This window comes from Ottowia pentelensis, from assembly GCF_964341695.1.
The window spans coordinates 3,882,497-3,896,249 of sequence record NZ_OZ224513.1; the positions used below are offsets into that span (position 1 = coordinate 3,882,497).

Below are 13,753 nucleotides of genomic sequence, written 5' to 3' on the forward strand. Positions count from 1 at the left end.
CCCATGTTGTGGATCAAAGCCCTGCACATCGTGTTCGTGGTCAGCTGGTTCGCGGGCCTGTTCTACCTGCCGCGCATCTTCGTCAACCTGGCCATGGTGCCGCCGCAGTCGACGGCCGAGCGCACGCGCCTGCTGTTGATGGCGCGCAAGCTGCTGCGCTTCATGACCATGCTGGCCGTGCCGGCGCTGGGCCTGGGCCTGTGGCTGTGGCTGGGCTACGGCATCGGCCAGGGGCCGGGCAACGGCTGGCTGCACGCCAAGCTGGGGGTGGTGGCGCTGCTGATCGTCTATCACGTGGCCTGCGCGCGTCTGCTGGCGCGCTTCGAGCGCGGGCAGGCCGCGCCCGGCCACGTGTGGTTTCGCTGGTTCAACGAGCTGCCCGTGCTGGGGCTGCTGGCCGCCGTCATCCTGGTGGTGGTCAAGCCGTTTTGATACCGAGCCAGGCGCCCGCCATGGGACGCCACCCGCCCTCCACCGCCTGGCCGCTGACCCTGCTGTACGCGGCGCTGATCGTCTACGCCAGCCTGTTTCCGTTCACCGGCTGGCGCGACCAGGGCATCGTGCCCTGGGCCTACCTGCGCGCGCCCTGGCCGCGGTACTGGACGGGGTTCGACCTGGCGATCAACCTGGTGGGCTATTTGCCGATGGGCTTTTTGCTGACGCTGGCGCTGCGGCTGCGCACGCGCGCGCGCTGGACGGCCGCGCTGCTGGCCAGCCTGGCCACGGCGGCGCTGTCCTTCAGCATGGAATGCCTGCAGTCCTACCTGCCGCTGCGCGTGGCCTCCAACGTGGACCTGGGCTTCAACACCCTGGGCGGCTTGCTGGGCGCGCTGGGCGCGGCGCTGCTCGATCGCCTGGGCGCCATCGAGCACGGGCGACGCGTGCGCCGCCGCTGGTTCGCGCGCGATGCGCGCGGCGCGCTGGTGCTGCTGGCGCTGTGGCCGATCGGCCTGCTGTTTCCGCTGCCGGTGGCCTTCGGCATGGGCCAGGTGATCGAGCGCAGCGAGGCCGCGCTGGGCGACTGGCTGCAGGGCACGCCCTTCCTGGACTGGCTGCCGGTGCGCGACATCGAGCTGCAGCCCATGCTGCCGTGGGCCGAGGCGGCCAGCGTCGCGCTGGGCGCGCTGGCGCCCTGCCTGCTGGGCTACTGCGTGATCGCGCCGCGCGGGCGGCGCGCCGCCTTTGCCCTGGCCGCGCTGGGCGTGGGCATCGCTGTCTCCACCCTGTCGACGGCGCTGTCCTACGGGCCGGTCAACGCCTGGGCCTGGGTGACGCCGGCGGTGCAGCACGGCCTGCCGCTGGCGGCGCTGGCGGCGCTGCTGCTGCTGGCGCTGCCGCCGCGCGCCTGCGCCGTCGTCCTGCTGCTGGCCGTGCTGGCCCAGCTGGCGCTGCTCAACAGCGCCACGCCCAATGTCTACTTTGCCGCCACGCTGCAAAACTGGGAGCAGGGGCGCTTCATTCATTTCTACGGCCTGGCCCAGTGGCTGGGCTGGCTGTGGCCCTTTGCCCTGCTGGCCTGGCTGGCGGCGCGCACCCTCGCGCGCACGCCGGTGCCTAAAATCGCGCCATGAGCACCCCCGCCGCCCCGCCCTACTACCAGCGCCACATCTTCTTTTGCCTGAACCAGCGCAGCAACGGTGAAAACTGCTGCGCCGACCACGGCGCCCAGGCCGCCTTCGATCACTGCAAGGCGCGCGTCAAGGCCGAGGGCCTGGCCGGCGTGGGCCAGGTGCGCGTCAACAAGTCGGGCTGCCTGGACCGCTGCGCCGGCGCGCCGGTGGCGGTGGTGTACCCCGAGGGCACCTGGTACTCGTACGTGGACACCAGCGACATCGACGAGATCATCGAGGCGCACCTCAAGAACGGCCAGGTGGTCGAGCGCCTGCTGCTGCCGCCGGACGTGGGCCGCTGAGCCCGGCCGCCGCCCGCGCAGCCCGCCGTTTACAAGCTTTTTCAGGTTCTCGCGCGGCTGTGGCAAGCGCCGGTAGCTATAATTTAAATAGCTGATGAACGCCTTGACCCAATCGCTCACGCTGCCCGGCCCCGCCGGCGCGATCGAGGCCCTGCTCGACACCCCCCTGCCGGCCGACGGCGCCGCCCCGCGCGGCACCGCCGTCATCGCCCACCCCCACCCGCAGTTCGGCGGCACCATGACCAACAAGGTGGTGCAGACCGTGGCGCGCGCCTGCGTGCAGTGCGGCTGGCGCGCGCTGCGCTTCAATTTTCGCGGCGTGGGCGCCAGCCAGGGTGCCTACGACGAAGGCCGCGGCGAGCTGCAGGACATGCTGGCCGTCATCGAGCAGCAGGCGCCGGCCGCGGCGCCGCTGCTGATCGCGGGCTTCTCCTTCGGCGCCTTCGTCGCCAGCCAGGCGGTCGCCGCACTGCACGGCCGCCGCCGGATCGAGCGCGTGGTGCTGGTCGGCACGGCGGCCGAGCACTTCGCGGTGGCGCCGATCGCGGCGGAACTGCACCCCGCCACCCTGGTCGTCCATGGCGAGCAGGACGACACCGTTCCCCTGGCCGCCGTGCTCGACTGGGCGCGCCCGCAAAGCCTGCCGATCACCGTGGTGCCCGGCGGCGGCCATTTCTTTCACGGTCAGCTGCCGCTGCTCAAGTCCCTGGTGATGCGTCACGTGCGCGCTTGAACCACCCCAACATTTTTTCCCCTTGCCCAAACCGATGAACCGCCTGCTCCGCTCCCTTGCCGTCCTCACCCTGTCCAGCGCCGCGCTGCTGGCGCACGCGCAGGCGCCGCAGCCGCCCGAGGTCGCCGCCAAGGCCTATTTGCTGATGGACCTCAGCTCGGGCCAGATCCTGGCCGGCAAGGACATGGACGCGCCGGTGGAGCCGGCCTCGCTGACCAAGCTGATGACCGCCTACGTGGTGTTCGACGCCCTGCGCGCCAAGAAGGTGAGCCTGACGCAGACCCTGCCGGTGAGCGAGCGCGCCTGGAAGACGCCCGGCTCGCGCATGTTCATCGACCCCAAGATGCAGGTGCCGGTGGAAGACCTGATCAAGGGCATGCTGGTGCAGTCGGGCAACGACGCCACCGTGGCCCTGGCCGAGGGCGTGGGCGGCACCGTGGAGCGCTTCGTCGAGATGATGAACGACCAGGCCAAGGCGCTGGGCCTGAAGAACACCCACTACGTCAACGTCGACGGCCTGCCCGACCCGGCCCACGTCACCACCGCGCGCGACCTGGCCGCGCTGTCGGCGCGGCTGATGCAGGACTTTCCGGAGGACGTGAAGTACTTCGCCATCAAGAAGTACCGCTACCCCGGCACGCCCGCCAGCAACGACACCAACCGCAACACCCTGCTGTTTCGCGACCCCACGGTGGACGGCCTGAAGACCGGCCACACCAAGGCCGCCGGCTACTGCCTGGTGGCCACCGCGGCGCGCGACTTTCCCAACCTCAAGGGCCGCCGCCTGGTGTCGGTGCTGCTGGGCGCCACCAGCGACAGCGCGCGCGCCAACGAATCGCAGAAGCTGCTCAACTGGGGCTACACCGCCTGGGAAGACGTCAAGCTGTTCGACGCCGGCCAGGCCGTGGCCACGCCGCGCGTCTGGAAGGGCAAGACCAGCGAGCTCAAGCTGGGCAGCCTGACGCCGATCGTGGTGTCGGTGCCCGCCGGCAGCGCCGCCCAGGTCAAGACCGAGGTGGCGCGCCCCGAGCCGCTGATCGCCCCCTTCAAGAAGGACCAGGTGGTGGCCACGCTCAAGATCACGCAAAACGGCCAGCCCCTGGCCGAGGTGCCGCTGGTGGCGCTGGACGCCGTCGAGGAGTCGGGCTTCCTGGGCCGCGCCTGGGACGCCGTGCGCCTGTGGATCAAGTGAGCCGCGGCTGAGCCGGCACCCGGCGCGCCGATCGGTTGAAGCGCCTACGCCCGCACGAAGAACAGCACGCTCATCACCAGCCCCGTGGCGATGACGATGGCGCGCACCCAGGCCGTGGGCAGGCGCCGGGCCAGGCGGGCGCCGGCCACGCCGCCGACGGTGGCGAACACGGCCATCAGCAGCGCCGGCCCCCAGACGATGGCGCCGCCCAGGGCGAAGGCGGCCACCGACAGCACCGACAGCACGGACGAGTTGAGGTTCTTGAGCGCGTTGGCGGTGGTGAGCCGCGTCTCGCCGACCAGCAGGTACAGCGCCAGCAGCAGGATGCCGACGCCGCCGTTGAAGTAGCCGCCGTAGGCCGTGGCCAGCAGCAGGCCGGGCGCGCGCCAGGCGGCCAGACGGCTGCCACCCTCGCCCGCGCTCCAGCGCGCCAGGCGCGGGCCGGCGGCGAACAGCACGGTGACCAGCAGCAGCAGCCAGGGCACCACGCCGGCAAACACCTGGGGCGGCGTCACCAGCAGCAGCAGGGCGCCGACCACGCCGCCGACGGCGCTGATCGCCATTTCGCGCCCCAGCAGCGCGCGCGGCAGGGCCGCCAGCTCGCGCCGAAAGCCCGCCACGCTGCCGAAGTAGCCCGGGCACACCGCCAGCGCGCTGGTGGCGTTGGCCGCGATCGGCGGCACGCCCGCCCACACCAGGGCCGGAAAAGTCAAAAAGGTGCCGCCGCCGGCCATGGCGTTCAGCACGCCGGCGCCGAACGCCGCCGCCGCCAGCACGGCCCAGGTCAGCGCATCATCCGCCATGACTACGATATTGATAGCTGTCCACGCACATCCGGCGGGCGCCAGAGGCCGATTTCATTTCAAACCCAGCGCCGAGGCGTGCGCCTGCACCGCATCCAGGCCGAAGCGCTGGCCGCGCAGGTGGTCTTCCACGCAGCGCAGCACCAGCGGGCTGCGGTGGCGCGCCTGGCTGGCGCGCAGCTCCTCGGGCGTCAGCCACACGGTGCGCACGATGCCGGCGTCCAGCGCGCGGCCGGGCTGGGGCTCGCCCGCCGTGCCGCAGTAGGTGATGCGCAGCCAGGTGGTGGGCTGCCCTTCGGCGTCGGGCGAGGCGGCCAGGTACACCCCCAGCAGGGCGCTGGGCGTGAAGGCGCGGGCGGTTTCCTCCAGCGCCTCGCGCACCGCGCCGTCCTGCGGCGACTCGCCCGGCTCCAGGTGGCCGGCGGGGGTGTTCAGGCGCAGGCCGTCCGCGGTGTTTTCCTCCACCAGCAGGTAGCGGCCGTCCTGCTCGATCACGGCCGCGACGGTGACGCGCGGCCTCCAACGGGGCTTGCTCATGGCGCCGATTATGCAGAGCCGGCCGGGCGCGACACGGCGTAACCGGGTAGGCCAGCCGAAATCAAGCATAATGGCCCCCCGACACCGTGGGCCGAGGCCCCGCCCGCCGGACTGGGCCGCGGGCTCGCGCCGGACCGCTTCGCGCAAGCGCTTGTACGAGGAGAAGATTTCATGCTGATTGGCGTCCCCGCCGAAACGGCCGCCGGCGAAAGCCGCGTGGCCGCGACCCCGGAAACGGTCAAGAAACTGGTGGCGCAGGGCCATGCGGTGAGCGTGCAGGCCGGCGCCGGCGTGCGCGCCAGCGTGACCGACGAGGCCTATGCCGCCGCCGGCGCGCAGCTGGTGGACGCCGCCGCCGCCCTGGGCGCCGAGATGGTGCTGAAGGTGCGCAGCCCGGCACCGGCCGAGCTGGCGCAGATGAAGCCGGGCGCGGTGCTGGTGGGCATGCTGGAGCCCTTCAACGCCGAGGGCCTGCAGCGCCTGGCCGCCGCCAACCTGACCGCCTTCGCGCTCGAAGCCGCGCCGCGCACCACGCGCGCGCAAAGCATGGACGTGCTGTCATCCCAGGCCAACATCGCCGGCTACAAGGCCGTCATCATGGCGGCCGACCGCTACCAGAAGTTCTTTCCCATGCTGATGACGGCCGCCGGCACCGTGAAGGCGGCGCGCGTGGTCATCCTGGGCGTGGGCGTGGCCGGCCTGCAGGCGATCGCCACCGCCAAGCGCCTGGGCGCCGTCATCGAGGCCAGCGACGTGCGCCCGAGCGTGAAGGAGCAGATCGAGTCGCTGGGCGGCAAGTTCATCGACGTGCCCTACGAGACGGCCGAGGAGAAAGAAGCCGCCGAGGGCGTGGGCGGCTACGCCCGGCCGATGCCGCAAAGCTGGCTCGACCGGCAGAAGGTCGAGGTCGCCAAGCGCGTGGCCCAGGCCGACGTGGTGATCTCCACCGCGCTGATCCCCGGCCGCGCCGCGCCGGTGCTGATCACCGAGGAGATGGTGCAAAGCATGAAGCCCGGCTCGGTCATCATCGACATGGCCGCCGGCAAGGGCGCGCCCAACGCCAACGGCACGGTGGGCGGCAACTGCCCGCTGACGGTGGCCGACCAGACCGTGACCCGGCACGGCGTGGTGATCGTCGGCGAGACCAACCTGGCCGCGCTGGTGGGTGCCGACGCCAGCAGCCTGTACGCGCGCAACGTGCTCGACTTCTTGAAGCTGGTGCTGCCGCCGGCACCCAAGGGCGAGCCGGCCAGCGCCTTTCGCATCGACCCGGAAGACGACATCGTCGCCGCCTGCCTGATGGCGCACCAGGGCGCCGTCACCCGCAAGTCCTGACGCGCCGCCCCGCGCCATGCCCATGACCGCTTCCTCCCCTCTTCTTCGCCGCGGCGCCACCGGCCTGGCGCTGGCCGCCGCGCTGGCGCTGGGCGCCTGCGCCAACGCCCCGCTGGCCTCGGCGCCGGCCGGCAGCCCGGCCGTGGCCGCCGCACCGCAGGGCGCCGAATCCGCCCCCGCCATCGAGGTGCCGCCCAGCGCCATCGGCCGCTGGTACGACCTGGGCGCCTACGACGCGCCCTGGCTGGCCGGCGTGGGCCCCGCGCCCGCCAGCGGCGCCAGCGTGCCCACGCGCGTGGCCGGCCTGCAGCGCGCCGACGGCCAGTGGCTGGCGCTGGTGCTGGTGCAGCGCGTGGCCGGCGGCGGCAGCAGCTGCGCCGCGCCCGGCCGGCTGGACGTGAAGGACGCCGCCGGCTGCCTGCGCATGCGCCGCGACGCCGACTTCGACCACTGGCTGCAGCAGCAAAACCCGGTGCTGGAGCGCTGGATCGACGCCCGCGGCTGGGCCGCGCGCCCGCGCGCCTGGATCAGCGACCGCGCCACCGGCAGCGGCGACGCGGTGGAGGCGGTGGCGCTGGTCAACCCGGCGCTGCTGGAGCCGGTGACGCGCAACAACTACGATTTTCTGGTCAGCGGCGGCACCGGCCAGGCTTGGGCGCGCCAGTTCGCGCACGCCACGCAGGCCGCCGCCGCCGGGGGCGCGCTGCGCGTGCCGCCGTTTCCGTTTTCGGCCCCGCTGGCGGCGCCCGCGCCTGCCGCCGCCCCAGCGGTCGTGACGGCGCCGCCCGCCGCCACCGCCGTGCAGGTGAACCCGCCCGCGCCGCCGCCCGCCCGCGCCCCGCGCGCCGACCGCCAATAGGCCCGCGCCGCGCGCGGCCCGACCCGAGATTTCGAGGAGCCCACCCATGGATGTCGTATCCCACACCCTCATCAACCTGACCATCTTCGTGCTGGCCATTTACGTCGGCTACCACGTGGTGTGGACCGTCACGCCGGCGCTGCACACGCCGCTGATGGCCGTCACCAACGCCATCTCGGCCATCGTCGTGGTCGGCGCCATGCTGGCCGCCGCGCTGACCGGCGACTGGTTTCCCAAGCTGCTGGGCGTGGCGGCGGTGGCGCTGGCCTCGGTCAACATCTTCGGCGGCTTCCTGGTGACCCGGCGCATGCTCGAGATGTTCAAGAAAAAAGAGCGCCCAGCCAAGGCGGAACAAGCGCAAGGCGCTGCAAAATAAGGAGCACATGGCATGAGCATGAACCTTGTCGCGCTGCTGTACCTGATTGCCAGCGTCTGCTTCATCCAGGCCTTGAAGGGCCTGTCGCACCCCACCTCGTCGATCCGCGGCAACCTGTTCGGCATGGTCGGCATGGCGATTGCCGTGCTGACCACGGCGGCGCTGATCGTCAAGCTCTCGGGTTCCATGGCCGGCCTGGGCTGGGTGCTGCTGGGCCTGGTCATCGGCGGCAGCTACGGCGCCTGGCGCGCCAAGACGGTCGAGATGACCCAGATGCCCGAGCTGATCGCCTTCTTCCACAGCATGATCGGCCTGGCGGCGGTGTGCATCGCGGCGGCCACGGTGATCGAGCCGCACGCGCTGGGCATCGTGGCGCAGGTGGGCGAGGCCATTCCGGGCGGCAACCGCATCGAGCTGTCGCTGGGCGCCTTCATCGGCGCGGTCACCTTCAGCGGCTCGGTCATCGCCTGGGGCAAGCTGTCGGGCAAGAGCAAGTTCCGGCTGTTCCAGGGCGCGCCGGTGCAGTTTGCCGGCCAGCACTGGCTGAACCTGCTGCTGGGCCTGGCGGCGATCTTCTTCATCTACGGCTTCTGGCACTCGCAAAGCAACTGGGACTTCGCGCTGGTGTGTCTGCTGGGCTTCGTCATCGGCGTGACGCTGATCATCCCGATCGGCGGCGCCAACATGCCGGTGGTGATCTCCATGCTCAACAGCTACTCGGGCTGGGCGGCGGCGGGCATCGGCTTTTCGCTCAACAACAGCATGCTGATCATCGCCGGCTCGCTGGTGGGCAGCTCGGGCGCCATCCTGTCCTTCATCATGTGCAAGGCGATGAACCGCGCCTTCCTGAGCGTGATCCTGGGCGGCTTCGGCGGTGAGACGGCCACCGCCGGCGGCAAGCAGGAGCAGCGCCCGGTCAAGAGCGGCAGCCCCGACGACGTGGCCTTCATGCTGGGCAACGCCGACAGCGTGATCATCGTGCCCGGCTACGGCCTGGCGGTGGCGCGCGCGCAGCACGCGGTGAAAGAAATGGTGCAAAAGCTCACCGACAAGGGCATCGAGGTCAAGTACGCCATCCACCCCGTGGCCGGCCGCATGCCCGGCCACATGAACGTGCTGCTGGCGGAGGCCGAGGTGCCCTACGACCAGGTGTTCGAGATGGACGACATCAACGGCGAGTTCGGCCAGGCCGACGTGGCCATGATCCTGGGCGCCAACGACGTGGTGAACCCCGCCGCGCTGCAAAAGGGCAGCCCGATCTACGGCATGCCGATCCTGGAGGCCTACAAGGCCAAGACCGTGATCGTCAACAAGCGCTCCATGGCGGCCGGCTATGCGGGGCTGGACAACGAGCTGTTCTACATGGACAAGACCATGATGGTGTTCGGCGACGCCAAGAAGGTGGTGGAAGAGATCACCAAGGCGATCGAGTAGGCCGCGCGCCCGGCGCACCGGCAACGGCGAGGCACGGCGTGCCTCGCTTTTTTTCGCCTGCCGACTTCTCCATTTGCCTTCTTTTTGACCCCGGCCGGCACCGGGCGCGCCGGCGCCGGTCACAATGGCTTGCATTTCCCCCTTTTCCCGACCAAACCCACGGAGGATTTCTGGCATGAGCGAGCGCATCTGGTTGAGTGGCTACCCCGAGGGCGTGCCGGCGGACATCGACCCGTCGGCCTACGGCTCGCTGGTGGAGCTGTTGGAGGAGAGCTTCGGCAAGTACGCCGATCGCACGGCCTACCGCTTCATGGGCCACAGCGTCAGCTACGCCGAGACCGACCAGCAAAGCCGCGCGCTGGCCGCCTACCTGCAGGGCCTGGGCCTGGCCAAGGGCGAGCGCGTGGCGCTGATGATGCCCAACGTGCCGCAGTACCCGGCCGCGGTGGCGGCGGTGCTGCGCGCCGGCTACGTGGTGGTCAACGTCAACCCGCTGTACACCGCGCGCGAGCTGGAGCACCAGCTGACCGACTCGGGCGCCAAGGCCATCATCATCATCGAGAACTTCGCCGCCACGCTGGCGCAGTGCATCGCCAGGACGCCCGTCAAGCACGTGGTGCTGGCCTCGATGGGCGACCGGCTGGGCTGGCTCAAGGGCACGCTGGTGAACTACGTGGTGCGCAAGGTCAAGAAGCTGGTGCCGCCCTTCAGCCTGCCGGGCGCGGTGCGCTACAACGACGCCGTGGCCCGCGGCCGCGCCGCCACCTTCAAGGCACCGGTCATCGGCCCGGACGACATCGCCGTGCTGCAGTACACCGGCGGCACCACGGGCGTGGCCAAGGGCGCCATGCTGCTGCACCGCAACATCATCGCCAACGTGCTGCAGTCCGAGGCCTGGAACCAGCCGGCGATGGACACCGTGCCCAAGGACCAGCAGTCCACCTGTGTCTGCGCGCTGCCGCTCTATCACATCTTCGCCTTCACCGTGGGCATGATGCTGTCGCTGCGCACCGGCGGCCTGCTGATCCTGATCCCCAACCCGCGCGACCTGCCCTCGGTGCTGAAGGATTTGTCCAAGGAGACCATCCACACCTTTCCGGCCGTCAACACGCTGTTCAACGGCCTGGCGCACCACCCCGACTTCGGCACCGTCGACTGGAAGAACCTGAAGGTGTCGGTCGGTGGCGGCATGGCCGTGCAGAGCGCCGTGGCCAAGCTGTGGCTGGAAAAGACCGGCTGCCCGATCTGCGAGGGCTACGGCCTGTCCGAGACCAGCCCCTCGGCCACCTGCAACCCGGTGACGTCCAAGGCCTTCACCGGCACCATCGGGCTGCCGCTGCCCAGCACGGCCATCAAGATCCTGGACGACAACGGTGTCGAAGTGCCGCTGGGCCAGCCGGGCGAGATCGCCATCCAGGGCCCGCAGGTGATGGCCGGCTACTGGCAGCGCCCCGACGAGACGGCCAAGGTCATGACGCCCGACGGCTTCTTCAAGAGCGGCGACATCGGCATCATGGACGAGCGCGGCTACACCAAGATCGTCGACCGCAAGAAGGACATGATCCTGGTGAGCGGCTTCAACGTCTACCCCAACGAGATCGAGGACGTGGTGGCCGCCATGCCCGGCGTGCTGGAGGTGGCCGCCGTCGGCGTGCCCGACGAGAAGATGGGCGAGGCGGTCAAGCTGGTCATCGTCAAGAAGGACCCGGCCCTGACCGAGGACGCCGTGCGCCAGTACTGCCACGACAACCTCACCGGCTACAAGCGCCCGCGCATCATCGAGTTCCGCGCCGACCTGCCCAAGACGCCCGTCGGCAAGGTGCTGCGGCGCGAGCTGCGCGACAAATGATGACCCACCCCCGTCGCTCCACTCGCTGCGCGATGTTGCGCCTCCCCCCTCCAGGGGGCATCGCCAGTGACCGGGGCGACCCCGGCCACGGCGATCGCTGGCGTGGCCTGCTCCGCGGCCGCCCGGCTCCGTGGGTGTCATGCGGGGCGGGTGGCGCGCAGCGCCGGGGATGAACGAAGTGCCCCGCATCGGCATCGTCAGCGCGCTGCACGACGAGCTGGCGGCCGTGCTGCAGCGCCTGCCCGACGAGCAGCGCGCGCCGGTGGCCGGGCGCGACTTCTGGTGCGGCCACTGGCACGGGCACGCGCTGGTGGCGGTGCTGGCGCGCGTGGGCAAGGTGGCGGCCGCCACCACGGCCACGATCCTGATCGAGCGCTTCGGCGTCGACCGCATCGTCTTCACCGGCGTCGCCGGCGGGCTGGCCGCGCACGTGCGCGTGGGCGACCTCGTGCTGGCGCGCGAGTTGCTGCAGCACGACATGGACGCCTCGCCGCTGTTTGCGCGCCACGAGGTGCCGCTGTACGGGCGCGCGCGCTTCGCCACCGATGCCGCGTTGTCCGACGCGCTGGCGCGCGCCGCGCAGGCCGTGCTGGCGCGGCCCGAGGCCACGCTGGGCGCGGGCGTGACGCGCGAGTTCGCGCTGCACGCGGCGCGCCTGCACCAGGGCCTGGTCGTCACCGGCGACCGCTTCGTTGCCGCCGCCGCCGACAGCGCCGCGCTGCGCGCCGCCCTGCCCGACGCGCTGGCGGTGGAGATGGAAGGCGCCGCCGTGGCCCAAGTGTGCCACGACTACGGCCTGCCCTTTGCCGCCCTGCGCACCATCTCGGACCGCGCCGACGACAGCGCGCACGTCGACTTCAGCCGCTTCGTCGCCCGCGTGGCCAGCCCGGTCAGCGCGGCGGTGCTGGAGGCGTATTTCCAGTCGCTCTGATTTGCATAGCTGTTGGCGCTTGCTGGACGCGGGCCAGGGCCACGTTTTGTCCAAAAACGCTCGCCCTCACCCCAACCCTCTCCCGGAGGGCGAGGGAGAACACCCAGGGGCTATTTCAGCCAGCCGCGCCGGCGGAAGTACCACATCGGCAGCAGCGCACTGGCGATCATCAGCGCCAGCGCGAAAGGGTAGCCCAGGGGGTGCTCCAGCTCGGGCATGTTGCGAAAGTTCATGCCGTAGATGCTGGCGATCAGCGTCGGCGGCAGCAGGGCCACACTGGCCACCGAGAAGATCTTGATGATCTTGTTCTGGTTGATGTTGATGAAGCCGACGGTGGCGTCCATCAGGAAGTTGATCTTGTCGAACAGGAAGGTGGTGTGGCTGTCCAGCGAGTCCAGGTCGCGCTGGATCTGGCGCGCCTCCTCGAACTGCTCGGCGTCCAGCATCTTGCTGCGCATCAGAAAGCTGACGGCGCGGCGCGTGTCCATCACGTTGCGGCGGATGCGCCCGTTCATGTCTTCCTGGCGCGCAATGGTGGCCAGCACCTCGCTGGCCATCTCGTCGCTGATGTTGTCGTCCAGCACCTTCTTGCCGGCCGCCTCCAGGTCGTCGTAGATGCCCTCCAGCGTGTCGGCGCAGTATTCGGCGTCGGCGTCCAGCAGCTTGAGCAGCACCTCCTTGGCGTCCGTCAGCAGGCCGGGCATGCGGCGCGCGCGCATGCGCAGCAGGCGAAACGCGGGCACGGTCTCGTCGTGGATGGAAAACAGCACGCCCTGGCTGCGCAGCTGCTCATTGACGATGTTGAGGATGAAGGCCACGCGCACCTGGTGCGGCGCATCCGGGTCGGCCACCAGGAAGTCGCTGCGGATGTGCAGTTCGCCGTTGTCCTCGGCGTAAAAGCGGGCGGACTCCTCGATGTCCTCGTCGATCGCGTCCTCTGGGATCGACAGGCCGAAATACTGCTTGACCCAGCGCTTTTCCTCGGGTGTGGGCTCTTCCAGGTCGACCCAGATGGGGTGGAAGCGCGACAGCTCTTCCAGCGATTCGATTTCTTCCTGGAACAGGCGGCCGTTCGACAGCGTGAAGACGTTCAACATGAGGCTCTCCCTGCAGCGGGGTGCAAGCGTCTGGCGGATGGGTCAAGGCGGGCTTTCGGCCCCCCGTGCCAGCGTTCCAGGGAGGCGAAAGCTACCAACTGGGAATGGATTCCACGATGTGCTTTCTTGGCTTGGTTCAACGGCGGCGATTATGGCACCACCCCGGGCGCCACCGCGGGATTGCACTGGCCGCGGATCGGGGGCATCATGGCATCGCACGGCTCGCCCGGCGCGCTGCCAGGCGCCGTGCATGGGCCGGTGGTCGCCACCCGCACGTGCCCGTGGCGGCCACCCATCGCAAGCAAGGAGATTGGTATGAACTTGACGATCAGCGGACACCACCTGGAAGTGACCCCGGCGCTGCGCGGATACGTGTCTGGCAAGCTGGACCGGATCACGCGGCATTTCGATCAGGTGATGGACGTGCGGGTGCTGTTGTCGGTGGACAACCTGAAGGAAAAGGACCGACGCCAGCGCGCGGAATGCAACATCAAGGTCAAGGGCGGCGAGCTGTATGCCGAGAGTGCGCACGAAGACCTGTACGCCGCCGTGGATGAACTGATGGACAAGCTCGATCGCCAGCTGGTGCGCGACAAGGACCGGCGCCAGACGGTGGACCGGGTGGCCGGCAAACATCTGATGTAAGATTCGCAAATAAAAACACCTGCAACCGACTCCACTTACACAGCCGCCTC

The 13,753-nt window shown here is 70.2% G+C and carries 15 protein-coding genes; 12 read left to right on the plus strand and 3 right to left on the minus strand.

The window, feature by feature from the left end; all coding sequences use genetic code 11:
- Window positions 1-3: 3 nt before the first annotated feature.
- The 5 genes from ACWHMB_RS18890 to ACWHMB_RS18910 all read left to right on the plus strand — a co-directional run bounded on the left by ACWHMB_RS18890 (window position 4) and on the right by ACWHMB_RS18910 (window position 3,837).
- Entirely contained in the window at window positions 4-432 is a 429-nt protein-coding gene (locus ACWHMB_RS18890; protein ID WP_293221154.1) for a CopD family protein, read from the plus strand.
- Between the two features lie 20 nt (window positions 433-452).
- Window positions 453-1,571, plus strand: coding sequence for a VanZ family protein (locus ACWHMB_RS18895; protein WP_293221152.1), 1,119 nt, complete (start codon window positions 453-455; stop codon window positions 1,569-1,571).
- Complete coding sequence (locus tag ACWHMB_RS18900) at window positions 1,568-1,912, plus strand: (2Fe-2S) ferredoxin domain-containing protein (RefSeq protein WP_377482152.1); 345 nt, start codon at window positions 1,568-1,570, stop codon at window positions 1,910-1,912. The genes ACWHMB_RS18895 and ACWHMB_RS18900 overlap by 4 nt, the downstream gene beginning before the upstream one ends.
- A gap of 94 nt (window positions 1,913-2,006) precedes the next feature.
- Window positions 2,007-2,645: an alpha/beta hydrolase gene (locus ACWHMB_RS18905; protein WP_377482155.1), complete on the plus strand. Its 639-nt coding sequence runs from the start codon at window positions 2,007-2,009 to the stop codon at window positions 2,643-2,645.
- Window positions 2,646-2,679: 34 nt separating this feature from the next.
- Window positions 2,680-3,837, plus strand: coding sequence for a D-alanyl-D-alanine carboxypeptidase family protein (locus tag ACWHMB_RS18910; protein ID WP_377482158.1), 1,158 nt, complete (start codon window positions 2,680-2,682; stop codon window positions 3,835-3,837).
- 44 nt (window positions 3,838-3,881) lie between these two features.
- Here the strand turns inward: ACWHMB_RS18910 and ACWHMB_RS18915 are convergent, their stop codons facing one another.
- Window positions 3,882-4,640 (minus strand): sulfite exporter TauE/SafE family protein, encoded by a 759-nt coding sequence (locus tag ACWHMB_RS18915; protein ID WP_377482161.1) that lies wholly within the window; start codon window positions 4,638-4,640, stop codon window positions 3,882-3,884.
- A gap of 54 nt (window positions 4,641-4,694) precedes the next feature.
- Entirely contained in the window at window positions 4,695-5,177 is a 483-nt protein-coding gene (locus tag ACWHMB_RS18920; protein ID WP_377482164.1) for an NUDIX hydrolase, read from the minus strand.
- 171 nt (window positions 5,178-5,348) lie between these two features.
- Here ACWHMB_RS18920 and ACWHMB_RS18925 point away from each other — a divergent pair, with 171 nt between their 5' ends.
- The 6 genes from ACWHMB_RS18925 (at window position 5,349) to ACWHMB_RS18950 (ending at window position 11,961) form a co-directional block, all read left to right on the plus strand.
- Window positions 5,349-6,512, plus strand: a complete 1,164-nt coding sequence (locus ACWHMB_RS18925) for an NAD(P) transhydrogenase subunit alpha (RefSeq protein WP_447648683.1) — start codon at window positions 5,349-5,351, stop codon at window positions 6,510-6,512.
- Window positions 6,513-6,534: 22 nt separating this feature from the next.
- On the plus strand, window positions 6,535-7,371 hold the full coding sequence (locus ACWHMB_RS18930; protein WP_377482170.1) for a hypothetical protein: 837 nt from the start codon (window positions 6,535-6,537) through the stop codon (window positions 7,369-7,371).
- Between the two features lie 46 nt (window positions 7,372-7,417).
- The gene (locus tag ACWHMB_RS18935) at window positions 7,418-7,747 is read left to right on the plus strand and encodes an NAD(P) transhydrogenase subunit alpha (protein WP_293226632.1); all 330 of its coding nucleotides are present in this window, start codon (window positions 7,418-7,420) and stop codon (window positions 7,745-7,747) included.
- Window positions 7,748-7,759: 12 nt separating this feature from the next.
- Window positions 7,760-9,181, plus strand: a complete 1,422-nt coding sequence (locus ACWHMB_RS18940) for an NAD(P)(+) transhydrogenase (Re/Si-specific) subunit beta (RefSeq protein ID WP_447648684.1) — start codon at window positions 7,760-7,762, stop codon at window positions 9,179-9,181.
- Window positions 9,182-9,356: 175 nt separating this feature from the next.
- A complete protein-coding gene (locus ACWHMB_RS18945) occupies window positions 9,357-11,030 on the plus strand; it encodes a long-chain-fatty-acid--CoA ligase (protein WP_377482176.1) in 1,674 nt (557 codons plus the stop codon).
- A gap of 169 nt (window positions 11,031-11,199) precedes the next feature.
- Window positions 11,200-11,961 (plus strand): 5'-methylthioadenosine/adenosylhomocysteine nucleosidase, encoded by a 762-nt coding sequence (locus tag ACWHMB_RS18950; protein WP_293226625.1) that lies wholly within the window; start codon window positions 11,200-11,202, stop codon window positions 11,959-11,961.
- A gap of 110 nt (window positions 11,962-12,071) precedes the next feature.
- On the opposite strand, the gene corA is transcribed toward ACWHMB_RS18950, so the two are convergent.
- Window positions 12,072-13,058 (minus strand): magnesium/cobalt transporter CorA, encoded by a 987-nt coding sequence (gene corA, locus ACWHMB_RS18955; RefSeq protein ID WP_293226622.1) that lies wholly within the window; start codon window positions 13,056-13,058, stop codon window positions 12,072-12,074.
- Window positions 13,059-13,373: 315 nt separating this feature from the next.
- On the opposite strand from corA, the gene hpf reads away from it, so the two are divergent.
- A complete protein-coding gene (gene hpf / locus ACWHMB_RS18960; protein ID WP_293226635.1) occupies window positions 13,374-13,703 on the plus strand; it encodes a ribosome hibernation-promoting factor, HPF/YfiA family in 330 nt (109 codons plus the stop codon).
- The last annotated feature ends 50 nt before the right edge of the window (window positions 13,704-13,753 follow it).